The sequence below is a fragment of the Modicisalibacter coralii genome (assembly GCF_004117855.1).
In the GTDB taxonomy this organism is placed as follows: domain Bacteria; phylum Pseudomonadota; class Gammaproteobacteria; order Pseudomonadales; family Halomonadaceae; genus Modicisalibacter; species Modicisalibacter coralii.
On record NZ_QWBW01000014.1, the window covers coordinates 34524 to 53096 of the forward strand.

The window sequence follows — 18573 nt, forward strand, 5'->3', positions numbered from 1 at the left end:
TGGAGCCGACGATGAGCCAGCTTTCCGAACAAGCCTGTGAAGCCTGCAGCTGGGACGCCCCCCGGGTCACCGACAGCGAGATCGAGCAACTCAAGCCCGCGATCCCCGACTGGCAGATCCTCGAGCGCGATGGCATCATGCAACTGGAACGCGTCTTCACGTTCCGCAACTTCAAGCAGGCCCTGGCCTTTACCAACCAGGTCGGAGAGATCGCCGAAGAGGCCGGTCACCATCCGGCACTGCTGACCGAATGGGGCAAGGTCACCGTGACCTGGTGGTCCCACTCGATCAAGGGTCTGCACAGGAACGACTTCATCCTAGCCGCCAGAACCGACGAGGTAGCACAGTCCAATGTTCGAGCAGATTGAGCGGGTCCCCGGTGATGCCATTCTCGGGTTGATCGATGCCTTCAAGAAGGACACCAATCCGCAGAAGGTCGACCTGGGTGTCGGCGTCTATCGTGACGAGAACGGCAACACCCCGATCCTGCGCTCCGTCAAGGAAGCCGAGGAGCGGCTGCTGAAGAACGAGACCACCAAGAGCTACATCGGCTCTCACGGCGATCCGCGTTACGGCCAGGCGATCCTGCCGCTGGTGCTCGGCGAGGACTCCCCGGTGCTGGCCGCCAATCGCGCCAGCGCCACCCAGTCGCCGGGCGGCACCGGTGCCCTGCGACTGGCGGCGGACTTCGTCAAGACCAACCTCCCCGGCAAGGGCATCTGGGTTTCCGACCCCACCTGGCCCAACCACCTGGGCATCTTCCATGCCGCCGGCATCGAGCTGCACAAGTACCCCTACGTCGACGCCGACAACCGCCTCGACTTCGACGGCATGTTCGAGGCACTCAAGCGCATTCCCGAAGGCGACGTGGTCGTGCTGCACGCCTGCTGTCACAACCCGTCGGGTTTCGACCTGTCGAAGGCGCAGTGGCAGCAAGTCCTGGAGGTGGTTCGCGAACGCAAGCTGCTGCCGCTGATCGACTTCGCCTACCAGGGCTTCGGTGACGGGCTCGACGAGGACGCCTACGGCGTGCGGCTGTTCGCCGAGAGCCTCGACGAAGTACTGATCACCAGTTCCTGCTCGAAGAACTTCGGCATCTACCGCGAGCGCACCGGCTGCTTGATCGTGGTCGCCAAGGACAGCGAGCAGATGGAGAACGTGCGCTCGCAGATCGCCATCGTCGCCCGCGAGAACTACTCCAATCCCCCCGCCCATGGCGGCTCGATCGTCATCGAGATCCTCGAGTCCGCCGAACTGGCCGCCCAGTGGCGCCAGGAAGTCGCCGAGATGCGCGACCGCATCAACGGCCTGCGGCGCGATTTCGTCGATGCCCTCAAGCCGCACGGGCTGGACGAGCGTTTCGCCTTCATCGCCGAGCAGCGCGGGATGTTCTCCTACACCGGGCTCAACGCCGAACAGGTCGACCGCCTGCGCGACGAGTACAGCATCTACATGGTGCGCTCCGGCCGCGCCAACGTTGCCGGCCTGGTCAGCGACAACCTGCCCTACGTCGCCGAGGCGATCGCCAACGTCGTCAAGTGACCACGCTGGCCTGACCGCCTGCAGACGCCCGGGCCCGCCCGGGCGTCTGTCGTTCACCGGACTCTCCAACCCCCATCGCGCATCACCGCCGTCGCCCTGCACTGACGTCCGCCCACGGCTTGCCGCCCCCCGCCCCCTCGGGGACAATGTCGGCCTTTGCCGCCATGCTCCGGGAACCCGACGCCTCGATGAGACATGCAGTCGCCGTCCACGACGTGATCTGGCAACTGGCCTTCCAGTTCAAGATCGCCACCAAGCAGGCCATCCGTGACTACGGCTTGCCGCTCAACGGCATGCACATGCATCTGCTGCGCCGAATCCGTGACCGTGCCGACTGCACGGCCAACCGGCTGGCGCAGGACACGCGCCGCGACAAGGCGCAGATCACCCGCACGCTCAAGGAACTCGAAGGCATGGGCCTGATCGCGCGCTCCCCGAACCCCCGCGACGGGCGCAGCCAGATCGTCGCCCTGAGCGACACGGGGCAAGCACTGATGCGGCGCACCGATCAGGTGGAACGTGACGTGGCGGGCCGTCTGCTGGAAGGGCTGAGCGAGGCGGACGTGACGACCTTCCTCGGCCTGGCGCACAGGATGCTCGACAACCTCGACACCGCATGACGGCGCGAGGCCGCCCGTCTCCCGCGGCAGTCGACGAAAACGCCCCGACGGGCCGCAGCCAGTCGGGGCGAGGTACTGACTTGGGCGGCCTCGGTTAAGGCGACGAAGACGAGTTGTCGGAACCGCCGTCATCCGGCTCGCCGTCGGGGGCCGGGATCTCCTGCTGCTGCTTGACGTCCTGCTGCTGGGCTTCCTCGAACTGCTCGTTGATTTCGCGCTCGGCTTCCTTGAAGCGTCGCTCGGTTTCCTTGAGTGCCTGGTCGACGTCGCCCTGGGTATCGTCCCACGACCCGTCGCCGGCTGCCTCGGCATCGCCGTTCCCGATGCTGCCGTCGGTCTCGGGCTCGTCCGCAGCGCCGTCACCGGCGCTTGCCGACGCCCCGGCCTGCGCCGTGTCGGCGTCATCGCCCGCGACGGCGCCGTCATCGGCCGGCGCTGACGCGTCGTCGGCAAGGGTCGTATCACTCCGGTCGTCCGACGGTGCTGCCGGGGTCGACGAGGTCTCGCCGGCCTCCCGCGCCGAGCGGCTCTCGCCGGCGGCCGGCTCGCGGGAGGGGCGTGAACTCGCCTCGCCGGTCGCGGCGCTGGCGTCCTGCGCGGCTTGCGACGACGCCACCGACGACTGGCTCGGCGCGTCGGTGGTATCGCTCTGTCCCGACGCGCTCGACGCCTCGTCATCACCATTGCAGGCCGACAGGCCCAGAACCAGTACCGTCACGGCGGCGAGTTTCCAGGGCATCTTGGGCATCGATGTTCTCCTTGAGTTCGGTGGGTCGGCCAGACGGCCGCTATTGCAGCAAACGCCATGCCACGGCGCAACAGGGCGCCCGGCAGCTCACTCGCCGATATCCTCGTTCCACACCTCGGGGTGCCGGGCGATGAACGTGGCCATCAACTCGCGACAGGCCGCGCTGTCGAGCACCTCGAGCTCGACGCCCCTCTCGCGCAGGTGGGCCTCGTCGCCCAGGAAGGTGCGATGCTCGCCGATCACCACCCGGGGAATGCCGTAGAGCAGGATCGCCCCGCTGCACATCGGACAGGGCGACAGCGTGGTGTAGAGCACCGACTGGCGATACACGGCGGCGGGCAGTCGCCCGGCGTTTTCCAGGGCGTCCATCTCGCCGTGGAGCACCACGCTGCCCTTCTGCTGGCGGCGATTGTGGCCGCGACCGATGATTCGCCCGTCGTGGACCAGCACCGAGCCGATCGGCACCCCGCCCTCTTCCAGCCCCTGGCGCGCCTCGTCGATCGCCGCCTGCATGAAGGCGTCCACGACCTCATTTTCTTCCATGCGACTGATCCTCCTCTATGTCCGTCTCGTCACGATGCCGACGACAAGACGGCCGTGTCCGCCGACATCATCAATTCGATGGCGCGCGGCTCGAGCGTCACCTCGAATTGCCGCAGGCGACGCGGCTCGCCGTCCAGATTGAGCGGAAAGGCCGCGTCACTGGTGAAGCTCAGCCGGGGCGTGCGAATGTTGCGCACGAACTCGCCATCCTCGGGCAGGCGCTCGATCTCGCTCAGTACCTGGCGCATCTCGTGCAACGACGAGAAATCGCGCACCACCAGCACGTCCAGCAGACCGTCGTCGAGCTTGGCCTGGGGCGCCAGTTGCTGGCCGCCACCCGCCTGCCTGCCGTTGCCGATCGCCAGCAGGAACAGCGGCGTCTCCAGCTCGCCGTCGGGCCAGCGCAAGTGGCCCGCATAGGGCTGGTAACGCCAGGCCTTGAGCATGCCCATCAGCGAGTAGGCCCCCCCGCCCAGCAATCGCTTGAGGGCCACCGGCGTGGAGGTGGTGATCTCGGCACCGAAGCCGCCGGTGGCCATGTTGATGAAACAGTCCTCGCCGAGGCGCGCCACGTCGACCCGATGGCGATGTCCCTCCAGCGCGACCGTCAACGCCGGCTCGGCTTCCAGCGGCAACCCCACGCCATTGGCGAAATCGTTGGCACTGCCCAGCGGCAGAATGCCCATCGACGGGCGTTGCGACGCCTCGAGGGCCATCAGCCCGGTGACGACTTCGTTGACCGTGCCGTCGCCACCCCCGGCAATCACCCGGGAAATGCCGGCGTCGACGGCTTCATGCACCATGCGGATCGCATCGCCGCCTTCCCAGGTGACCCGCACGTCCAGCGCGTGCCCCTGGTCGCGCAGGGCATCGACCGCATCGCGGACCTCGGGAATCTGTGCCGATTTGCCATTGATGATCAAGCGAGCCTGAGGGCGCTCCGTCTCGGCCATGCGCACGCCTTCCTTGTTCGTTCAGTCCATTGAGAGATATACCATCGCCCGTCGCACCGCGCATCGCAAGCGATCGCGCCATCATGCCGGGCTCCCGCGCCTGTCGCTGAACAGCAACAGTGCCACCGGCAGCGTGGCCACCACCGCCAGCGCACCCTGCAGGGGCAGCGGCGTGGCCAGCATCGCGGTGGCGACCACCGCGCCACCGCCCAACTGGATGGCGCTCAGCAACGCCGCGGCGGTGCCCGCCAGCGCCCGGAACGGCTCCAGGGCCAGGCTCGACGCCGCCCCCAGCGCCAGCGAGAAGCCGATCGACAGCACCGCCACCGGCCCCATGAACGAGACGATCGACAGCGGTGCAGCGACCACGGCAACACCATGCAACAAGCCGGCCAGAAGCACCAGCGCCAGTCCCAGCCGCACGGTGGGACGCCGACCCAGGCGATGGATAACGCGGGGCGCCAGGAAGAAGGCGATGATGTTGATCAGTGCGTTGCCGCCGAAACAGGCGGCGAAGGTCAGCTCGTCGAGCCCCAGTTGCTCCACCAGCAACACCGGCGCCGCCGAGACATAGACCAGGATCGCCGCCATGCCGATGCAGGCGGTGCCGGCATAGCGCACGAAGAGCCGGTTTCCCAGCACCTCGCGGTAACGCGCCCAGCTGTACAGCGGACGCGGCGGGGTCACGTCGCTGGGCCGGGTCTCGGCGAAACGCCAGACGGCGGCACTCAGCAGCGTCAACGCGAACAGCGCCATGAAGGCAAAATTGCTGCGCCAGCCCAGGCTTACCGCCAGCAGGCCGCCGATCACCGGCGCCAGCGCCGGCACCAGGCACAGCGAGCCGTTCAGATAGCTGTAGAGGCGCGCTCCCTGGGTCGGCGTGAAGGCGTCGCGCACCGCGGCGAAGACCACCGCGGTGACCGCACAGGCCCCCAGCCCCTGCAGCACCCGCGAGAGATACAGCGGGGTCAGCGACATCGAGAGCATGCCCATCAGGGCGCCCAGCGCATAGACAGCGGCGCCGACGATCAGCAGCGGACGCCGCCCGAAGCGGTCGACGAGCGGGCCGACCAGAATCTGCCCCAGCCCGGCACTGAACAGCAGCAGCGTGATGGTGACCTGCAGCGCCGCGGAAGGGCGACCGAAGTCGCGGGCCATGACCGGCAATGACGGCAGGTAGATATCGATCGCCAGCGGCATGAGCATCACGCCGCCGATCAGCAACGGCAACAACCAGCGATATGCCGGCCCGGCGGGGGATGAATCGAGGGACATGGAAACTCCGACTGTCGTGGGCCGACTACTGTAACGTCCTGGCCGGCCAGGGCAAGCCGCTCATTCGCCGGCAGGCGCCAGCCGGAATTCCAGCACGTTGGGCGATGAATGGCGCAGATCATGCGCCAGACGCGCCAGATTCCGCTTGTCGTGAGTCTGCAACACCATGTGATACTGGAACAGGCTGCCATGTTCGCTGAGCCGATAGCTGATCGACTGGACCCTGCAGTCGTACTCGCCGATGAAACGCCGCACCGAGGCTTCATCGGGCGCCGACTCCCGGGCATAGCTCAGCACATGGTCGGCATAGCACTCGCTGGGCAGGTGCTGCTCGACCCAGCGAAACAGCGACAGCGTGAGCAGCGTGCCCACGGTGGCCAGCACCGCCGGCATCATGAAGCCCACGCCGAACAGGATACCCAGCGCCGAGGTGATCCAGATCGAGGCGGCGGTGGTCAGGCCGTGGACGTTGAGCCCCTCCTTGAAGATCACCCCGGCGCCCAGGAAACCGATACCGGTCATGATGCCCTGCGCCATGCGCGTGGGGTCGGTGCGAATGGTCGATTCGGGAATCCCCGCGTCGAGCCATTGCCACTGATAGGTGGTGACCAGCATCAGCAGCGCCGACGAGGCACACACCAGCGCATGAGTACGAAACCCCGCGGGCCGGCCATGAAAGCTGCGTTCGAGACCGATCAGGCTGCCCGCCAGCCAGGCAGCTCCCAGGTTGAAGACGATCGTCAGTGCCTCTCCCTGCATGGTGTCACTCCCTCTTCCATCGTCGAACCCTGATTCAAGAATAGCCGAATCGTGTCGCGGAAGACTTGTCAGTCCCGCCCCCTTCGCGCAGAGTCGAGGCCTCAGGCCACCGCCGAAAAGGAGCTTCGCGTGCCGACAACCGGATCCACCACCCCGCCGAGTCATGATCTCGAGCTCGACGACGACCACCTGCCCTCCCAGGCCGCGGCCGTTCACGAAACGATTCGCGCCGACGGCGAGAAGGAACTGACCCGTACCAGTTCGGCACTGTTCTGGTCGGCGCTCGCCGCCGGGCTGTCGATGAGTTTCTCGATGCTTGCCAAGGGCCTGCTCGCCGCCCACCTGCCGGATACCGACATCGCCTATCTGGTGGCCTCGCTCGGCTACACCGTGGGCTTTCTGGTGGTGATTCTCGCCCAGCAGCAACTCTTCACCGAGAACACCGTCACGGCGGTGCTGCCGCTGATGAGCGAACCGCGCTTCTTCAAGCTGCTGCGCCTGCTGCGGCTCTGGAGCGTGGTGCTGGTCGGCAATCTGCTGGGTACGGCGATCTCCGCCTACGCCATCGTCGCCATGCCGTTGTTCGACGGCGAGACCCACAAGATATTCCTGGGCCTCGGCCATCACCTGCTGGAAAACGGCGTCGGCGCGATGTTCGCCAAGGGCGTGGTCGCCGGCTGGATGATCGCGACCATGGTGTGGCTGATCCCCGCCGCCGGCGCGGCCAAGATCTGGGTGATCCTGATCGTCACCTATCTGGTGGCGATCGGCGGTTTCACCCACATCATTGCCGGCTCCACCGAGGTGATCTATCTGGTGTTCGCCGGCAAGGCCTCGTTCGGCGAGTATCTGCTGTCGTTCGTGCTGCCCACCCTGGCCGGCAACGTGGTCGGCGGTACCTTCATCTTCGCGCTGATCAGTCACGCCCAGATTCGCAGCGACAGCTGATCGTCGACGACCGCCTGGCGGGCGGTCGTCGGGACCTCACTTCTTTGTCGCGACGCTCAGGCCGGCGTCGCTTCGCGCCTCGCCACCGTCTCGGCGGCCCCGGCCCGAACGCGATTGATCGCCGAGAGCACCGCCTTGAGCGAAGCGCTGACGGTATCGCCATCCTCGGCCATGCCGCTGACACGCTGGCCGTCGATGTTGAGCTGCACGAAGGCGATCGCCGAGGCGTCGCTGCCCTCGCCGAGGGCGTGCTCGCCATAGTCGACCACGCTCACCACCTGACCGCTGTGACGCTGCCAGGCGTCCATGAACGCCGAGATCACGCCGTTGCCGGCGCCCTCGAGAGAGAGCGTCTTCTCACCCTCGTACAGGGTGATGCTGAGCTGTTCGGCCTCGTCGCGGTCGAGCCGGTAGCCCTTGAGACGCAGCGGTGCCTCGATGACGAAGGTCTCGCGCAACAGATCGCGGATCTGCGCGCTGCTGAGTTCCCCGGTCACCCGTTCGCTGGCCTGCTGGACGTGAGGTGCCAGTTCCAGCGCCAGCCAGCGCGGCAGGCTGATGCCGTAGTCACGCTCCAGCAGGAACGCCATGCCGCCCTTGCCGGACTGACTGTTGACTCGAATCACCGCCTGGTAGTCGCGGCCGATGTCGCGCGGGTCGATGGGCAGGTAGGCGACCTGCCAGGGCTCGTCGTCACCCTGCTTGCGCAGCGACTTGCGGATGGCGTCCTGGTGACTGCCCGAGAAGGCGGTGTAGACCATCTCGCCGACCCAGGGATGTCGCGGGTGCAGCGCGATGCCGGTGCACTCGTCGACCACCTGGATGATCTCGTCGGGGTTGGACAGATCCAGCTCCGGGTCGATGCCCTGGCTGTAGAGGTTCATCGCCAGGGTGACGATGTCCATGTTGCCGGTGCGCTCGCCGTTGCCCAGCAAGGTGCCCTCGACGCGCTCGGCCCCGGCCAGCAGCGCCAGCTCAGCGGCCGCCACCGCGCCACCGCGGTCGTTGTGGGTGTGTACCGAGACGATCACCGACTCGCGATTCTTGATGTGCCGGCAGAAGTACTCGATCTGGTCGGCGTGGTGGTGCGGTCCGGCGGCCTCGACGGTGTTGGGCAGGTTGAGGATCACCTTGTTGTCCGGGGTCGGCTGCCAGACGTCCATCACCGCTTCGCAGATGGCGATCGAGAAATCGATCTCGGTACTCGAGAAGCTTTCCGGTGAATACTGGAAGCGCCAGTCGACATCCGGATGGCGCGCGGCCTGTTCCTTGACCCAGGTGGCGCCGTCGACGGCGATCTGCGTGATGCCCTCGCGGTCCATCTCGAACACCCGCTCGCGCTGCACGGTCGAGGTCGAGTTGTAGAGGTGGATGATCGCGCGTTCGACGCCGGCCAGCGCCTCGAAGGTGCGCTCGATCAGATGTTCGCGGCACTGCACCAGCACCGCTATGGTCACGTCCTCGGGAATCTGGTCCTCCTCGATCAGCCAGCGCACGAAGTCGTAGTCGGGCTGACTGGCCGAGGGGAAGCCGACCATCACTTCCTTGACACCCACCTTGAGAATCACCCGCCACAGCGCCTTCTTCTGCTCGACGCTCATCGGCTCGAGTAGCGCCTGGTTGCCGTCGCGTAGATCCTCGCTGAGCCAGGTCGGGGCACGATCGAGCTGGCGATCCGGCCACTGGCGGTCGAAGGCGGGCACACGGGGGGCGGGGCGATACTTGCGATGGTCGAACGAAGCCATGTCGGGTTCCTTGCCAACGATGAATGTAGGCGGCGGCTGGCCGCCTGGTGTCGCGTTCCCCGGCCGGGTGGGCGCGTCGGGAACGGGGCCGACCCTTGTGGGGTGTCCGGCCCGTTGCGTATCGCCGAGCGGGCGTGTGGTGACGACCGCCGGCTAGGGAAGCGCTGAACAAATAGGCGAGCGGGATGAAGCGCAAGGCGCCCGGCGCACAGGAACCGAAGCATATGGGGTATATGTGAGGATTCCGCGCACCGCGCAACGCAGCGATTCGCCCGTGCAGGCATTTGTGCAGTGTTTCTCTATCGCTCGTGACGATGAACAACAGCATAAGCCAGACGACGCGACGAAGGATTGCGAATGACATGGAGATTCGACGAGATATTGGCATAAAATGCCTACGATAATCCCTTTAAGCCCAATAAATTGCCCACCATGCCCGAGACATCGCCAATCCCTGCTCTGGATCGCTATGATCGCCACATCCTCGAGGTGCTTCAGCGCGAGGGCCGCATCAGCAATCAGGAGCTCGCCGAGCGTATCGGCCTCTCGCCATCGCCCTGCCTGCGTCGCGTTCGCGCCCTCGAGGAATCGGGACTGATCGCCGGCTACCGCGCCCAGGTCGACAGCAAGCGTCTCGGCTACAGCCTGACGGCACTGCTGCACATCTCGATGGACCGCCACACGCCGGAGCGCTTCGCCAACTTCGAAGCCAAGGTCGCCGCCCTGCCCCAGGTCCAGGAGTGCCTGCTGATCACCGGCCAGGAGGCCGACTACCAGCTCAAGGTGGTGGTCCGCGACATGGACGACTATCAGGACCTGCTGCTCAACCGCATCACGCGCATCGACGGCGTCAGTGGCGCCCATTCGAGCTTCGTGCTGCGCCGGGTGATCGACCACCCGGTGGTACCGGTGGGATGACGCCCGTGACCTGCCCGCACGCGTTTCGAACATGCTATCGTGAGCGGCCTGATCCCATCCGTCACGGAGTCCGCATGTCATCCAAGGTCTATTGCATTGCCAGCTTCAAGCCCAAGCCCGGCAAGGAAGATGCGGTATTCAGGGCGCTCCAGGCCCTGGAACCCAACGCCCATCGCGAGGACGCCTGCCTGCGCTATACCGTGACCCGCCATGTCGACAACCCTTTCGCCCGGGGCACCAGCTACCCGATCGTCTTCCACGAGGTCTGGGCCGATCGCGCCTCCTTCGAGGCCCACTGCCAGCGCGAGGAGATCCGCCGGTTCTTCGCCACGCACCTGGAAGCCGAGGACGGCGACATCGAGGACGCCAACGTCTGCGTCTATACCGACGAGCCCAGCGATTTCGACGCCCCGGTGCTCTAGGTTGGGAACCCGCTTGCAGACCCCATGACATGAGTGGCCACGATCACCGCCCGCGTCTGGCGATGTATCGGTCGACCGACGCCGTCACCCTCAACCTCGGCGACGAGATCGTGCATCTGGAGCCCGCGACTCCGGCCGACCGCGGGCGAGCCGAGCGACTGGTGCGCGACAACATGCGCCCCTCCCTGAAGCAAGTCGGGGTCGCCTGGCGCCCCCGCCTGTTTCGCGAGGGCTATGCCGAAGCGGACAATTATCGCCTGATGGCCGGCCAGACGATCGTCGGCTTTCTCTCCCTGAACTACACCGCCACGCACGCCTATCTTCGCGAACTGCAGCTCGTGCCCGCCTATCGTCGGCGTGGCATCGGCAGTTGGCTGTTGCGCGAAGTGGAGCGGCTCGCCCGCCACCGGCGGCTGGATCGCATTCGGCTGCGCGTGCTCAAGAACAGTCCAGCGCTCGATCTCTACCGGCGTCACGGGTATCGCGTGGCGATCGAGGAAAACGCCACGCTGGGCATGGAGAAGACACTCGGTACCGGGGCGCCGAACGCTAGATAAGGACCACCTCGGACGCCACCATAGGGCGACGCCTTGAATGCGCTTGTTCGAGTTCCGCCCCGCTCCATTCCTCACCCTGCATGAACGGCCAAAGGGATTGTCAGGCACACACAGAACACCTAACCGATTGCAGTGCTGACGGAGATAGAACATGGACATCCATTTGAGAATGGCGACAGAAAGCGATCTGGACATCGTGGAACCTTATGTTCGTGCCTATCATGAATTCGAGGGTATTTGCGGTGATGAAACATATTCGCCATCCTCGATCCGGCCGCTTCTCGGCGACAGTGAACTGGGCCGCTTATGGATCATTGATTGGGATTCACAACCGATAGGATATATTGCAGTTTGCTTCGTGCATTCCATCGAATTCGGAGGGCGCGAAGCGACCATCGACGAGTTTTTCATCGTTCGAGAAAAAAGAGGCATGGGTATCGGCAAGATCATCCTGAATCGTGTCAAACAGGCGCTGGCAGCGCTCGGTGTCCGAGCGCTGAGCCTGGAGGTCGCGCGGAACAACGAACAAGCCCAGCGCCTTTATCGTTCGGCGGGGTTCGCCGCCCGAGAACGTTATGTACTGATGTCGGCACCTTGCTAACTCAGTGCCAAGCGCGAGCCATCGTAGGAATCAGAATGAAATCGTCAGAATTGCCGGCTGGGGCAGCTCCGCTACAGGTGTGCAGAGCCTCAGAATGCTGCGGGTCAAGAAGAGGAACGGAATGGTTATCATGAAAAGGCTCGTCACGATGGCCATGGCCTTGCTCGCCACTTCGGTCACAATGGCGGCGGAGCCCCCCGAACCCAAGGAGCTGCCCGCCACCATCGACGCCCGAGTCAAAAGGCTTTCCGAACGGGGCGATGCTCTGGCAGAGCGCCAACATTACCGCAAGGCTATCGCGACCTATCGGCAGGCATGGGAACTTCTACCCGAGCCAAAGCAAGAGTGGGATGCTGCATTATGGCTGCTCGCCGCCATTGGCGATGCCAATTTTCTTGACGACGATTACGCCGCGTGTCGTGACAACTTCAGTGCCGCAATGCACCTTCCCGGGGCCATCGGAAATCCATTCCTGCACCTTCGGCTCGGCCAGTGCCAATATGAACTCGGCAACATGGCAAGAGCCGAGGACGAACTGGCACGAGCCTACATCCCTGCAGGCAAGGCAATTTTCGAACTCGATGATCCCAAGTATTTGACGTTCATCAAATCCAAGTTACAACCACCGCCGCAAGGCTGGCCGGAAGGGTGGTAATGACACCCAACCATCGGCTTCCCGCCCCAGGCTATGTAACCGGATGCCGATGGACGCACTTCCTCGGCGATGGCGCCGCCAACTATCTGCCGGGCGAGCTGGCGACGATCCTGGTGTCGCTCGACCTGTCGATGCGCTGGGCGTGATGGCGCAGGGTCCGCAGGCCGCCTGGGTTTTAGTGGGTGGCCCTGGGCCTCCCGGAACACGAACGGACCGCGTGAGTCAGACCGGACAGTGTGCACGCCGCCTCAGTGGCCGGTATGACGCACCGAACCAGCCACCGGCTTCCAGTGCGACGATCTACACTCACTGCGAGCGTCGACACGGGACGCCCGTCCGCGACAATCCGCGTCAGGAGTCATCCATCATGCACTCACCCACTCGGGGAATCGCTGCCTGCCTGCTCTGTCTTGCCCTCGCGCTCCCGGGCATCGCCGCGGCCGACGCGCCCTCCCCGAAGGCGGTCATCGCCGAAAGAAAGGCGGAGAACCTGCAGGACAGCGCCGCCTCCGATGGCGACGGCAAGCCGCCCACCAGGGCCGAGCTGATCACCCCACCCGGCGTCCAGGCCGTCGACCCCGCCGGTGAAGCGCCGCTCGACGACCCCATTACCTGTCTGGCGCGTTCCATCTACTGGGAGGCCCGCGGCACCGAGGCCACCGACATGGAAGCCGTCGCCAACGTGGTAATGAACCGACTCGGCAGCCCGGGGTTCCCCGATACTGTCTGCGGCGTGGTCAAGCAGGGCTCGGAACAGGGCAGTTGCCAGTTCTCGTGGTGGTGCGACGGGCGTGCCGACGATGCCAGGGAGGACACCGCCTACGACACGGCCAAGGAGGTCGCACGCAAGGCGCTCAACGGGCAACTGAAAGATCGGACCGGCGGCGCACTGTTCTTCCATCACCGCAATGCGGCACCCTACTGGTCGAAGCAGTTCACCCAGACCTTCGAGGCTGGCGACTTCATCTTCTATCGGCCGGAGGGCGACTGCCCCTGCTGATGATCGCCGGCACGGCGAGGCGAGAAAGGAGACGCCGCGGGATCACCACGGCGCCGTAGGTAGCGCCCGATCAGGCGACGGTGTTGATGCGGGTACCGACGGTGCCGGTCGTGGCCAGCTGGTTCTGCGGAGTCACGGAGTCCATCAGTTGTTCCATCTGTGACGCTTGCGTATCCAGCGCCTGCTTGAGCAGGCTCGTCTGGGCCTGCTGGTCGGCATTGAACTGCTGAAGGGCCACGGCCGTGCCCACGGTGGCGTTGACGGATGTATCCACGTTGCGAACCTCGGCATCGGTGAGTGTATGTCGAACCTACACCCTGTCTATCGGCATCGCCACGCCCAACCTTAGCGCGGATACGAAATACCAACACGAGCGCCTCGACCGTGACATCCCGCTTCCCGAACGCCGCTCGCCGATGGCGTCGGGTCGCGATCACGCCCTAGCCTCATGAGATAACATTATGGAATCCAATTAATAATAAACATGAATTGTTTTTATAAAAGGAGCGCTATACCGTCACTCGACCCCCGAAGCGACGAGTACCAAGGCGATGACGACGCCCCCGAGCCGAACGAACGGCGGTTGGCAGATGAACCTTTGGATCAGCGGTGGCGGAGCCTTCATCAATGTCGTGGCGATGACATTGATGTTGCCTTTCCTGCCCGCCTACCTGGAGACCCTGGACGATTACTCCACAGACGCGGTGTATCTCTGGTCAGGGGCGATCTATTCGGCGACCTTCATCACCGCGGCCTTGCTCGCGCCGCTGTGGGGAAAGCTATCCGATCGTTACGGCTGCCGTCTCAACCTGGTCCGCGCCAGCCTGGGCATGTTCGTCTGCATGACGCTGATGGGGCTGGCGACCAGCGCCTGGCAACTGGCATTGCTGCGCCTGCTGACCGGCGTGGCCGGCGGCTACGCGTCCGGCGCGACCATCCTGATGGCCCGGGAGGCGCCCGCCGAGCGCAGTGGCTACGCACAGGGCGCCCTCTCGGCCTGCATCCTCGCGGGCAGCCTTGTCGGCCCCGCCCTGGGCGGCATCCTCGCCGCTCATGTGGGGATGCGCGAGGCCCTGTTGATCACCGGCAGCCTGATCTTCGTCAACGTCCTGGCGACCGCCCTGCTGATTCGCGAGCGAGTACCGCCGGGGCGCCGCGTTTCCCAGGCCGACTCCCGCCCCGCGACGACTCGGGTACGACCGGCCATGCTTGCGGTGCTGGTGGCCACCGCGGGCCTGATGGTCGCTACCCTGTCGATCGAGCCGATCATCTCGACGGTCGTCGCCGGACTGGACAACCACGGCCTGGCGATGGCCTCGGCGGCCGGCCTGGTACTCTCCGCCACGGCGCTGGGCAGCCTGATCTCGTCGCTGAGGCTCGGTACCCTCGCCGACCGTTACGGCGCCCGACGTGTCGCCATCGCCGGCCTGTTGGTCAGCATCGCCTGCATCGTGCCTCAGGCCTTCGTCGACGATCTGATCACGCTGACAGCGCTGCGTTTCGCGATGGGGCTCGCGCTCGGCGGCGTGCTGCCCTGCCTGAAAGCGGCCCTGCGAGAACTCGGCAATGACGCTGCCCAGCTCGGCGTGGTGCTGGGCTGGTCGACCGCCTTTCAATACCTCGGTCAGGTACTCGGCCCGCTGCTCGGCAGCATCATCGCCGCCGGATGGGGTATGCCCCATGTCTTCGTGGCGACGGCGCTGGTGTCGCTGGCCTGTGCCCTGCTGCTAGCGGCCATTCGCGACGAGACGGCCCCGGCTACCGCGTGAGCTCAGTCGTCCAGCGCGAAGGCGAGCGCTGCCCGGGCGTGCAGGTCGGTGGTATCGAACAGCGGCAACGCGGTGTGCGCCTGCTGTACCAGCAAAGCGATCTCGGTGCAGCCCAGGATCACGCCCTCGGCCCCCCGCGAGGCCAGCGCGTCGATGATCGCCAGATAGCGCTCGCGGGAGGCGTCGTCGATGGTCCCCAGTACCAGCTCCTGGAAGATGATGTCGTGAACGGCCTGCCGCGCTTCGCTGTCGGGGACCACGACCTCGATGCCGTGACGCTGCTCCAGGCGTTCCCGATAGAAAGGCTGCTCCATGGTGAAGCGCGTTCCCAGCAGGCCGACGCGGCTAACCCCCGCGTCGCGCAGCGCCGCTCCCGTGGCGTCGGCGATATGCAGCAGCGGAATGTCGATGGCGGTCTCGATCGCCTCGGCGACGCAATGCATGGTGTTGGTGGCCAGCACCAGGCAATCGGCGCCGCCCGCCTCGACCTGGCGCGCCGAGGCCGCCAGGTAGCGTCCGGCCGCGTCCCAGTCGCCGGCCCGCTGCAGCGCCTCGATGTCGGCGAAGTCGACGCTGACCAGGCACACGCGGGCCGAATGGAAGCCGCCCAGACGGGCCTTGACGCCCTCGTTGAGCAGTCGGTAATAGCTCTGGGTCGACTCCCAGCTCATCCCACCGAGCACACCGATGGTCTTCATGCTTGTCTCTCCTTGGATAGGTATTCCAGTGCATGGGGCGACGACGGGACCGATCCCTTGGTTCCGTCGTCGATGGGGCATGGAGTCGCCGCGACCGCCCCCCCGGCGGCCGCGGCCACGCTAGGTCAGCGCCGCGCCACAGTGGGGACAGTATCCCCCTTCGTCGCGGTTGCCGGCCACCCGCGGCGTGCCGGTGAGCGGCAGTTCACGCACCTCGACGCGCGCGGCGAAGGCCTCGGGGTCGAGCGGCCTGACGGCGCCGGCCTCGACGTGCAGGCCGACATCGCGCAGCAGGCGCGCGTCGAGATGGGCCAGCGACTCGAGGGTCACGCGACCACGGCGACGGGCATGCAGCGCACGTGCGATGTTGCGGTAGAGTGTTGCCAGAATCATGGGTCGGTCTCCTGTCGGGAGGCCGGGATCCTGGCGGGGCAAAGAGAGATGGCTGGTGAGAAATCACTCGGGGCCGCGGTAGGATCCGCGGCCGGGAAAGTCAGACTCGATCGACGGCACACGGACGGACGCACATACGTGGGTCACGATGATTCATGACTCGGTACGTGGCGTTGGTCCAGGTGGCCCGGGATAGCATCATGTCGAGGTCCGACGGGTGGTTGACGAAAAGCGATGGCCTTATCGACCATCGCTCATTCATTAGAACCATCCCTTATGAACGGCGTCAACCGGCACGATTCGCGAACCGCCCGCTCAGGCTCTATCATGACGCCCTTCCGGAATCCGTGGAGCCGTGAATGAAGCACATCGGAGCCCATGTCAGCGCCGCCGGCGGCCCGGCGAAAGCCATCGAGCGCGCCGTCGAGATCGGCGCCGACGCCCTGGCGCTGTTCACCAAGAACCAGCGCCGCTGGCACGCCAAGCCGTTGAGCGAAACCGCCATCGCCGAGTTTCGCGAGGCCTGCGCCCATCATGGCTTCGGTCCGGGGCAGATCCTTCCCCACGACAGCTACCTGATCAACCTCGGTCACCCCGAGCGCGACGGCCTGGAGAAATCGCGGGCGGCGTTCCTCGACGAATGCCGGCGTTGCGAGCAGCTCGGCCTCACGCTGCTCAACTTCCATCCCGGCAGCCATCTGGGGCGGATCAGCGAGGACGACTGCCTGGCACGCATCGCCGAGTCGATCAACTGGGCCCATGCGCAGACCGAGTCGGTCGTCGCGGTGATCGAGAACACCGCCGGCCAGGGCACCAACCTCGGCCACCGCTTCGAGCATCTGGCGGCGATCATCGAGCAAGTCGACGACAAGTCCCGCGTCGGCGTGTGCATCGATACCTGCCATGCCTTCGCCGCCGGCTACGACCTGCGCAGCGCGCAAGCGACCACCGCCACGCTCGACGAATTTGGCGAGGTGGTCGGCTTCGACTACCTGCGCGGCATGCATCTCAACGACGCCAAGAGCGCGTTCGCCAGCCGCGTCGATCGGCATCACAGCCTCGGCCATGGCAATATCGGCCTCGAGGGCTTCACGACCCTGATGCGCGACCCGCGGCTCGATGGGATTCCGCTGATTCTGGAAACCATCGAGCCAGCGCTGTGGTCGGAAGAGATCGCCTGGCTGCGCGCCCAACAGGCCATGCCTCGGCCCGCCTGATTCGACACAAGGACCCCCATGCGAGAAGACGGATTCTTCAACTGGCTGGGCGAAACGCTCGGCGACGCCATTCACGCCCTCGTCGAGCTGCTGCGCTCGCTGTTCGGTGGCCTCTACTTCGCCCTTCACGACTTCCTCGAGGGGCTGACCGGCTCGCTGGGGATCAGCGCCTCGCTGTTCAGCCTGATCGTGCTGGTCATCGGCCTGCTGCTGCTCTACAAGGGACTACGCGCCTTCCTGCGCGGCAGTGTCGTCGGCGGCCTTTGCTGGGTGCTGATCGGCCTGTTCGTGCTGGGCTGGCTGATCGCCTGAATGGGCCCGGCCGATCGCTCGCCACCCCCGGCAAGGGCGCCGCATTCGCCAGCGGCCCCCTCATCGTGTTGAACTACCTTGAACCCGAGTCCTTCCACCATCCGACGACAAGGAGTCCCCTCGCCATGCTCGAACGCCTGACCCGCCGCCTGCTGGCCACCGCCCTGATACTGATGGCCATGGCCCCGGTGGCCTTCGCCCAGCAGCAGGGTGCCAACGGTGCCAACGTCAAGACCCAGCGCTTCCAGGACTGGGAGGTGCGCTGCCCGACCGATCCCACCCAGGGCAACTGCACCATGACTCAGTTGATCGACAACCCCGGGGGCAACGAGCCGGTGATGCGCGTTGTGATCGCCTATCCGCCCCAGATCGACGGGCCGGCGATGGTCTTCCTGCTGCCGCTGGGCGTGCGCCTCGCCCCGGGCCTGCAACTGACCATCGATAACAGCAAGCCGCTCAAGTTCCCCTATCAGGTCTGCGTGCCGGATGGCTGCCGGGCGGACATCCCGGTCAAGCCGGAGCTGCTCAACCAGCTGCGCAGCGGCAGCAAGGCGACCGTGAGCCTGATCGGTCCCGACGGCCAGCGCATGGACCTCGACATCTCGCTGATGGGCTTTACCGACGCCAGCCAGCGGATCGCCCGCTGACCCCGAGCGGCCGCGTCATGCCGCCGGACGACGGCCCCGCGATGGGGCCGTCGTCGCTTCCCGCCCGGCTTCACCGCCCCCCGCACCGCTCGCCCTTCCCGATGACGCGCTCTCGGCACAAGGTCGCAGCGACTCGCGATTGCCAACCGAAATGCCAACCAATATCATTTGATGCTCATCACGCTTGCGCGGCCATCGCTCCTTCGTCTTGCCGTGCCGGGCGTGTCGATCATCGCGACACTCATCATCGG

At 65.7% G+C, this 18573-nt stretch carries 24 protein-coding genes; 15 read left to right on the forward strand and 9 right to left on the reverse strand.

What is annotated here, in order from left to right; all coding sequences use genetic code 11:
- The first annotated feature begins 11 nt into the window (after positions 1-11).
- From D0901_RS09030 to D0901_RS09040, 3 genes are all read left to right on the forward strand, one after another.
- Entirely contained in the window at positions 12-368 is a 357-nt protein-coding gene (locus D0901_RS09030) for a 4a-hydroxytetrahydrobiopterin dehydratase (protein ID WP_129139980.1), read from the forward strand.
- A complete protein-coding gene (locus D0901_RS09035) occupies positions 352-1542 on the forward strand; it encodes an amino acid aminotransferase (protein ID WP_129139981.1) in 1191 nt (396 codons plus the stop codon). Before D0901_RS09030 ends, D0901_RS09035 begins: the two co-directional genes overlap by 17 nt.
- Positions 1543-1730: 188 nt before the next feature.
- Positions 1731-2162, forward strand: a complete 432-nt coding sequence (locus tag D0901_RS09040) for a MarR family winged helix-turn-helix transcriptional regulator (protein WP_233440386.1) — start codon at positions 1731-1733, stop codon at positions 2160-2162.
- A gap of 94 nt (positions 2163-2256) precedes the next feature.
- Here D0901_RS09040 and D0901_RS09045 read toward each other — a convergent pair whose 3' ends face one another.
- The 5 genes from D0901_RS09045 to D0901_RS09065 all read right to left on the reverse strand — a co-directional run bounded on the left by D0901_RS09045 (position 2257) and on the right by D0901_RS09065 (position 6440).
- Positions 2257-2910, reverse strand: a complete 654-nt coding sequence (locus tag D0901_RS09045; RefSeq protein WP_129139983.1) for a hypothetical protein — start codon at positions 2908-2910, stop codon at positions 2257-2259.
- Between the two features lie 87 nt (positions 2911-2997).
- Positions 2998-3435: a nucleoside deaminase gene (locus D0901_RS09050; protein WP_129140056.1), complete on the reverse strand. Its 438-nt coding sequence runs from the start codon at positions 3433-3435 to the stop codon at positions 2998-3000.
- Positions 3436-3482: 47 nt separating this feature from the next.
- Complete coding sequence (gene yegS, locus D0901_RS09055; protein ID WP_129139984.1) at positions 3483-4406, reverse strand: lipid kinase YegS; 924 nt, start codon at positions 4404-4406, stop codon at positions 3483-3485.
- 81 nt (positions 4407-4487) lie between these two features.
- The gene (locus D0901_RS09060) at positions 4488-5681 is read right to left on the reverse strand and encodes a multidrug effflux MFS transporter (RefSeq protein WP_129139985.1); all 1194 of its coding nucleotides are present in this window, start codon (positions 5679-5681) and stop codon (positions 4488-4490) included.
- Between the two features lie 60 nt (positions 5682-5741).
- On the reverse strand, positions 5742-6440 hold the full coding sequence (locus D0901_RS09065; protein WP_129139986.1) for an MgtC/SapB family protein: 699 nt from the start codon (positions 6438-6440) through the stop codon (positions 5742-5744).
- 129 nt (positions 6441-6569) lie between these two features.
- Here D0901_RS09065 and D0901_RS09070 point away from each other — a divergent pair, with 129 nt between their 5' ends.
- Positions 6570-7388, forward strand: coding sequence for a formate/nitrite transporter family protein (locus D0901_RS09070; RefSeq protein ID WP_129139987.1), 819 nt, complete (start codon positions 6570-6572; stop codon positions 7386-7388).
- A 56-nt stretch (positions 7389-7444) separates the two neighbouring features.
- On the opposite strand, the gene D0901_RS09075 is transcribed toward D0901_RS09070, so the two are convergent.
- Positions 7445-9133, reverse strand: a complete 1689-nt coding sequence (locus D0901_RS09075) for a 2-isopropylmalate synthase (RefSeq protein WP_129139988.1) — start codon at positions 9131-9133, stop codon at positions 7445-7447.
- A 432-nt stretch (positions 9134-9565) separates the two neighbouring features.
- Between D0901_RS09075 and D0901_RS09080 the strand changes: the two genes are divergently transcribed.
- The 7 genes from D0901_RS09080 to D0901_RS09110 all read left to right on the forward strand — a co-directional run bounded on the left by D0901_RS09080 (position 9566) and on the right by D0901_RS09110 (position 13286).
- The gene (locus tag D0901_RS09080) at positions 9566-10051 is read left to right on the forward strand and encodes an Lrp/AsnC family transcriptional regulator (protein WP_129139989.1); all 486 of its coding nucleotides are present in this window, start codon (positions 9566-9568) and stop codon (positions 10049-10051) included.
- Positions 10052-10125: 74 nt separating this feature from the next.
- Entirely contained in the window at positions 10126-10473 is a 348-nt protein-coding gene (locus tag D0901_RS09085) for a putative quinol monooxygenase (protein WP_129139990.1), read from the forward strand.
- A 29-nt stretch (positions 10474-10502) separates the two neighbouring features.
- On the forward strand, positions 10503-11030 hold the full coding sequence (locus tag D0901_RS09090) for a GNAT family N-acetyltransferase (protein ID WP_129139991.1): 528 nt from the start codon (positions 10503-10505) through the stop codon (positions 11028-11030).
- 151 nt (positions 11031-11181) lie between these two features.
- The gene (locus D0901_RS09095) at positions 11182-11631 is read left to right on the forward strand and encodes a GNAT family N-acetyltransferase (protein WP_129139992.1); all 450 of its coding nucleotides are present in this window, start codon (positions 11182-11184) and stop codon (positions 11629-11631) included.
- Positions 11632-11761: 130 nt separating this feature from the next.
- Entirely contained in the window at positions 11762-12286 is a 525-nt protein-coding gene (locus D0901_RS09100) for a tetratricopeptide repeat protein (protein WP_203234839.1), read from the forward strand.
- Positions 12286-12432, forward strand: a complete 147-nt coding sequence (locus tag D0901_RS09105; protein ID WP_203234840.1) for a hypothetical protein — start codon at positions 12286-12288, stop codon at positions 12430-12432. The genes D0901_RS09100 and D0901_RS09105 overlap by 1 nt, the downstream gene beginning before the upstream one ends.
- Before the next feature lie 221 nt (positions 12433-12653).
- Entirely contained in the window at positions 12654-13286 is a 633-nt protein-coding gene (locus D0901_RS09110) for a cell wall hydrolase (protein ID WP_129139993.1), read from the forward strand.
- Positions 13287-13356: 70 nt separating this feature from the next.
- Here the strand turns inward: D0901_RS09110 and D0901_RS09115 are convergent, their stop codons facing one another.
- Positions 13357-13560, reverse strand: a complete 204-nt coding sequence (locus D0901_RS09115; RefSeq protein WP_129139994.1) for a putative motility protein — start codon at positions 13558-13560, stop codon at positions 13357-13359.
- A gap of 316 nt (positions 13561-13876) precedes the next feature.
- Here D0901_RS09115 and D0901_RS09120 point away from each other — a divergent pair, with 316 nt between their 5' ends.
- Positions 13877-15055, forward strand: coding sequence for an MFS transporter (locus tag D0901_RS09120; protein WP_162500846.1), 1179 nt, complete (start codon positions 13877-13879; stop codon positions 15053-15055).
- Positions 15056-15057: 2 nt separating this feature from the next.
- Here D0901_RS09120 and D0901_RS09125 read toward each other — a convergent pair whose 3' ends face one another.
- Together D0901_RS09125 and D0901_RS09130 are read right to left on the reverse strand one after the other, a co-directional pair.
- On the reverse strand, positions 15058-15753 hold the full coding sequence (locus D0901_RS09125) for an aspartate/glutamate racemase family protein (protein ID WP_129139996.1): 696 nt from the start codon (positions 15751-15753) through the stop codon (positions 15058-15060).
- A gap of 120 nt (positions 15754-15873) precedes the next feature.
- Positions 15874-16146 (reverse strand): YjiS-like domain-containing protein, encoded by a 273-nt coding sequence (locus D0901_RS09130; RefSeq protein WP_129139997.1) that lies wholly within the window; start codon positions 16144-16146, stop codon positions 15874-15876.
- Between the two features lie 359 nt (positions 16147-16505).
- On the opposite strand from D0901_RS09130, the gene nfo reads away from it, so the two are divergent.
- The 3 genes from nfo (at position 16506) to D0901_RS09145 (ending at position 18322) form a co-directional block, all read left to right on the forward strand.
- Entirely contained in the window at positions 16506-17363 is an 858-nt protein-coding gene (nfo, locus tag D0901_RS09135) for a deoxyribonuclease IV (protein ID WP_129139998.1), read from the forward strand.
- 18 nt (positions 17364-17381) lie between these two features.
- Complete coding sequence (locus D0901_RS09140) at positions 17382-17675, forward strand: hypothetical protein (RefSeq protein ID WP_129139999.1); 294 nt, start codon at positions 17382-17384, stop codon at positions 17673-17675.
- 125 nt (positions 17676-17800) lie between these two features.
- Positions 17801-18322 (forward strand): invasion associated locus B family protein, encoded by a 522-nt coding sequence (locus D0901_RS09145; RefSeq protein ID WP_129140000.1) that lies wholly within the window; start codon positions 17801-17803, stop codon positions 18320-18322.
- Positions 18323-18573 lie beyond the last annotated feature (251 nt).

Bases quoted from the DNA above. Each gene is read 5' to 3' on its own strand.
- D0901_RS09140 (WP_129139999.1), top strand. From the start codon at position 17,382: ATGCGAGAAGACGGATTCTTCAACTGGCTGGGCGAAACGCTCGGCGAC.
- D0901_RS09035 (WP_129139981.1), top strand. From the start codon at position 352: ATGTTCGAGCAGATTGAGCGGGTCCCCGGTGATGCCATTCTCGGGTTG.
- D0901_RS09030 (WP_129139980.1), top strand. From the start codon at position 12: ATGAGCCAGCTTTCCGAACAAGCCTGTGAAGCCTGCAGCTGGGACGCC.
- D0901_RS09090 (WP_129139991.1), top strand. From the start codon at position 10,503: ATGAGTGGCCACGATCACCGCCCGCGTCTGGCGATGTATCGGTCGACC.
- D0901_RS09060 (WP_129139985.1), bottom strand. From the start codon at position 5,681: ATGTCCCTCGATTCATCCCCCGCCGGGCCGGCATATCGCTGGTTGTTG.
- D0901_RS09125 (WP_129139996.1), bottom strand. From the start codon at position 15,753: ATGAAGACCATCGGTGTGCTCGGTGGGATGAGCTGGGAGTCGACCCAG.
- D0901_RS09130 (WP_129139997.1), bottom strand. From the start codon at position 16,146: ATGATTCTGGCAACACTCTACCGCAACATCGCACGTGCGCTGCATGCC.
- D0901_RS09065 (WP_129139986.1), bottom strand. From the start codon at position 6,440: ATGCAGGGAGAGGCACTGACGATCGTCTTCAACCTGGGAGCTGCCTGG.
- D0901_RS09095 (WP_129139992.1), top strand. From the start codon at position 11,182: ATGGACATCCATTTGAGAATGGCGACAGAAAGCGATCTGGACATCGTG.
- D0901_RS09080 (WP_129139989.1), top strand. From the start codon at position 9,566: ATGCCCGAGACATCGCCAATCCCTGCTCTGGATCGCTATGATCGCCAC.
- D0901_RS09045 (WP_129139983.1), bottom strand. From the start codon at position 2,910: ATGCCCAAGATGCCCTGGAAACTCGCCGCCGTGACGGTACTGGTTCTG.
- yegS (WP_129139984.1), bottom strand. From the start codon at position 4,406: ATGGCCGAGACGGAGCGCCCTCAGGCTCGCTTGATCATCAATGGCAAA.
- D0901_RS09085 (WP_129139990.1), top strand. From the start codon at position 10,126: ATGTCATCCAAGGTCTATTGCATTGCCAGCTTCAAGCCCAAGCCCGGC.
- D0901_RS09105 (WP_203234840.1), top strand. From the start codon at position 12,286: ATGACACCCAACCATCGGCTTCCCGCCCCAGGCTATGTAACCGGATGC.
- D0901_RS09075 (WP_129139988.1), bottom strand. From the start codon at position 9,133: ATGGCTTCGTTCGACCATCGCAAGTATCGCCCCGCCCCCCGTGTGCCC.
- D0901_RS09110 (WP_129139993.1), top strand. From the start codon at position 12,654: ATGCACTCACCCACTCGGGGAATCGCTGCCTGCCTGCTCTGTCTTGCC.
- D0901_RS09040 (WP_233440386.1), top strand. From the start codon at position 1,731: ATGAGACATGCAGTCGCCGTCCACGACGTGATCTGGCAACTGGCCTTC.
- D0901_RS09100 (WP_203234839.1), top strand. From the start codon at position 11,762: ATGAAAAGGCTCGTCACGATGGCCATGGCCTTGCTCGCCACTTCGGTC.
- D0901_RS09120 (WP_162500846.1), top strand. From the start codon at position 13,877: ATGAACCTTTGGATCAGCGGTGGCGGAGCCTTCATCAATGTCGTGGCG.
- D0901_RS09145 (WP_129140000.1), top strand. From the start codon at position 17,801: ATGCTCGAACGCCTGACCCGCCGCCTGCTGGCCACCGCCCTGATACTG.
- nfo (WP_129139998.1), top strand. From the start codon at position 16,506: ATGAAGCACATCGGAGCCCATGTCAGCGCCGCCGGCGGCCCGGCGAAA.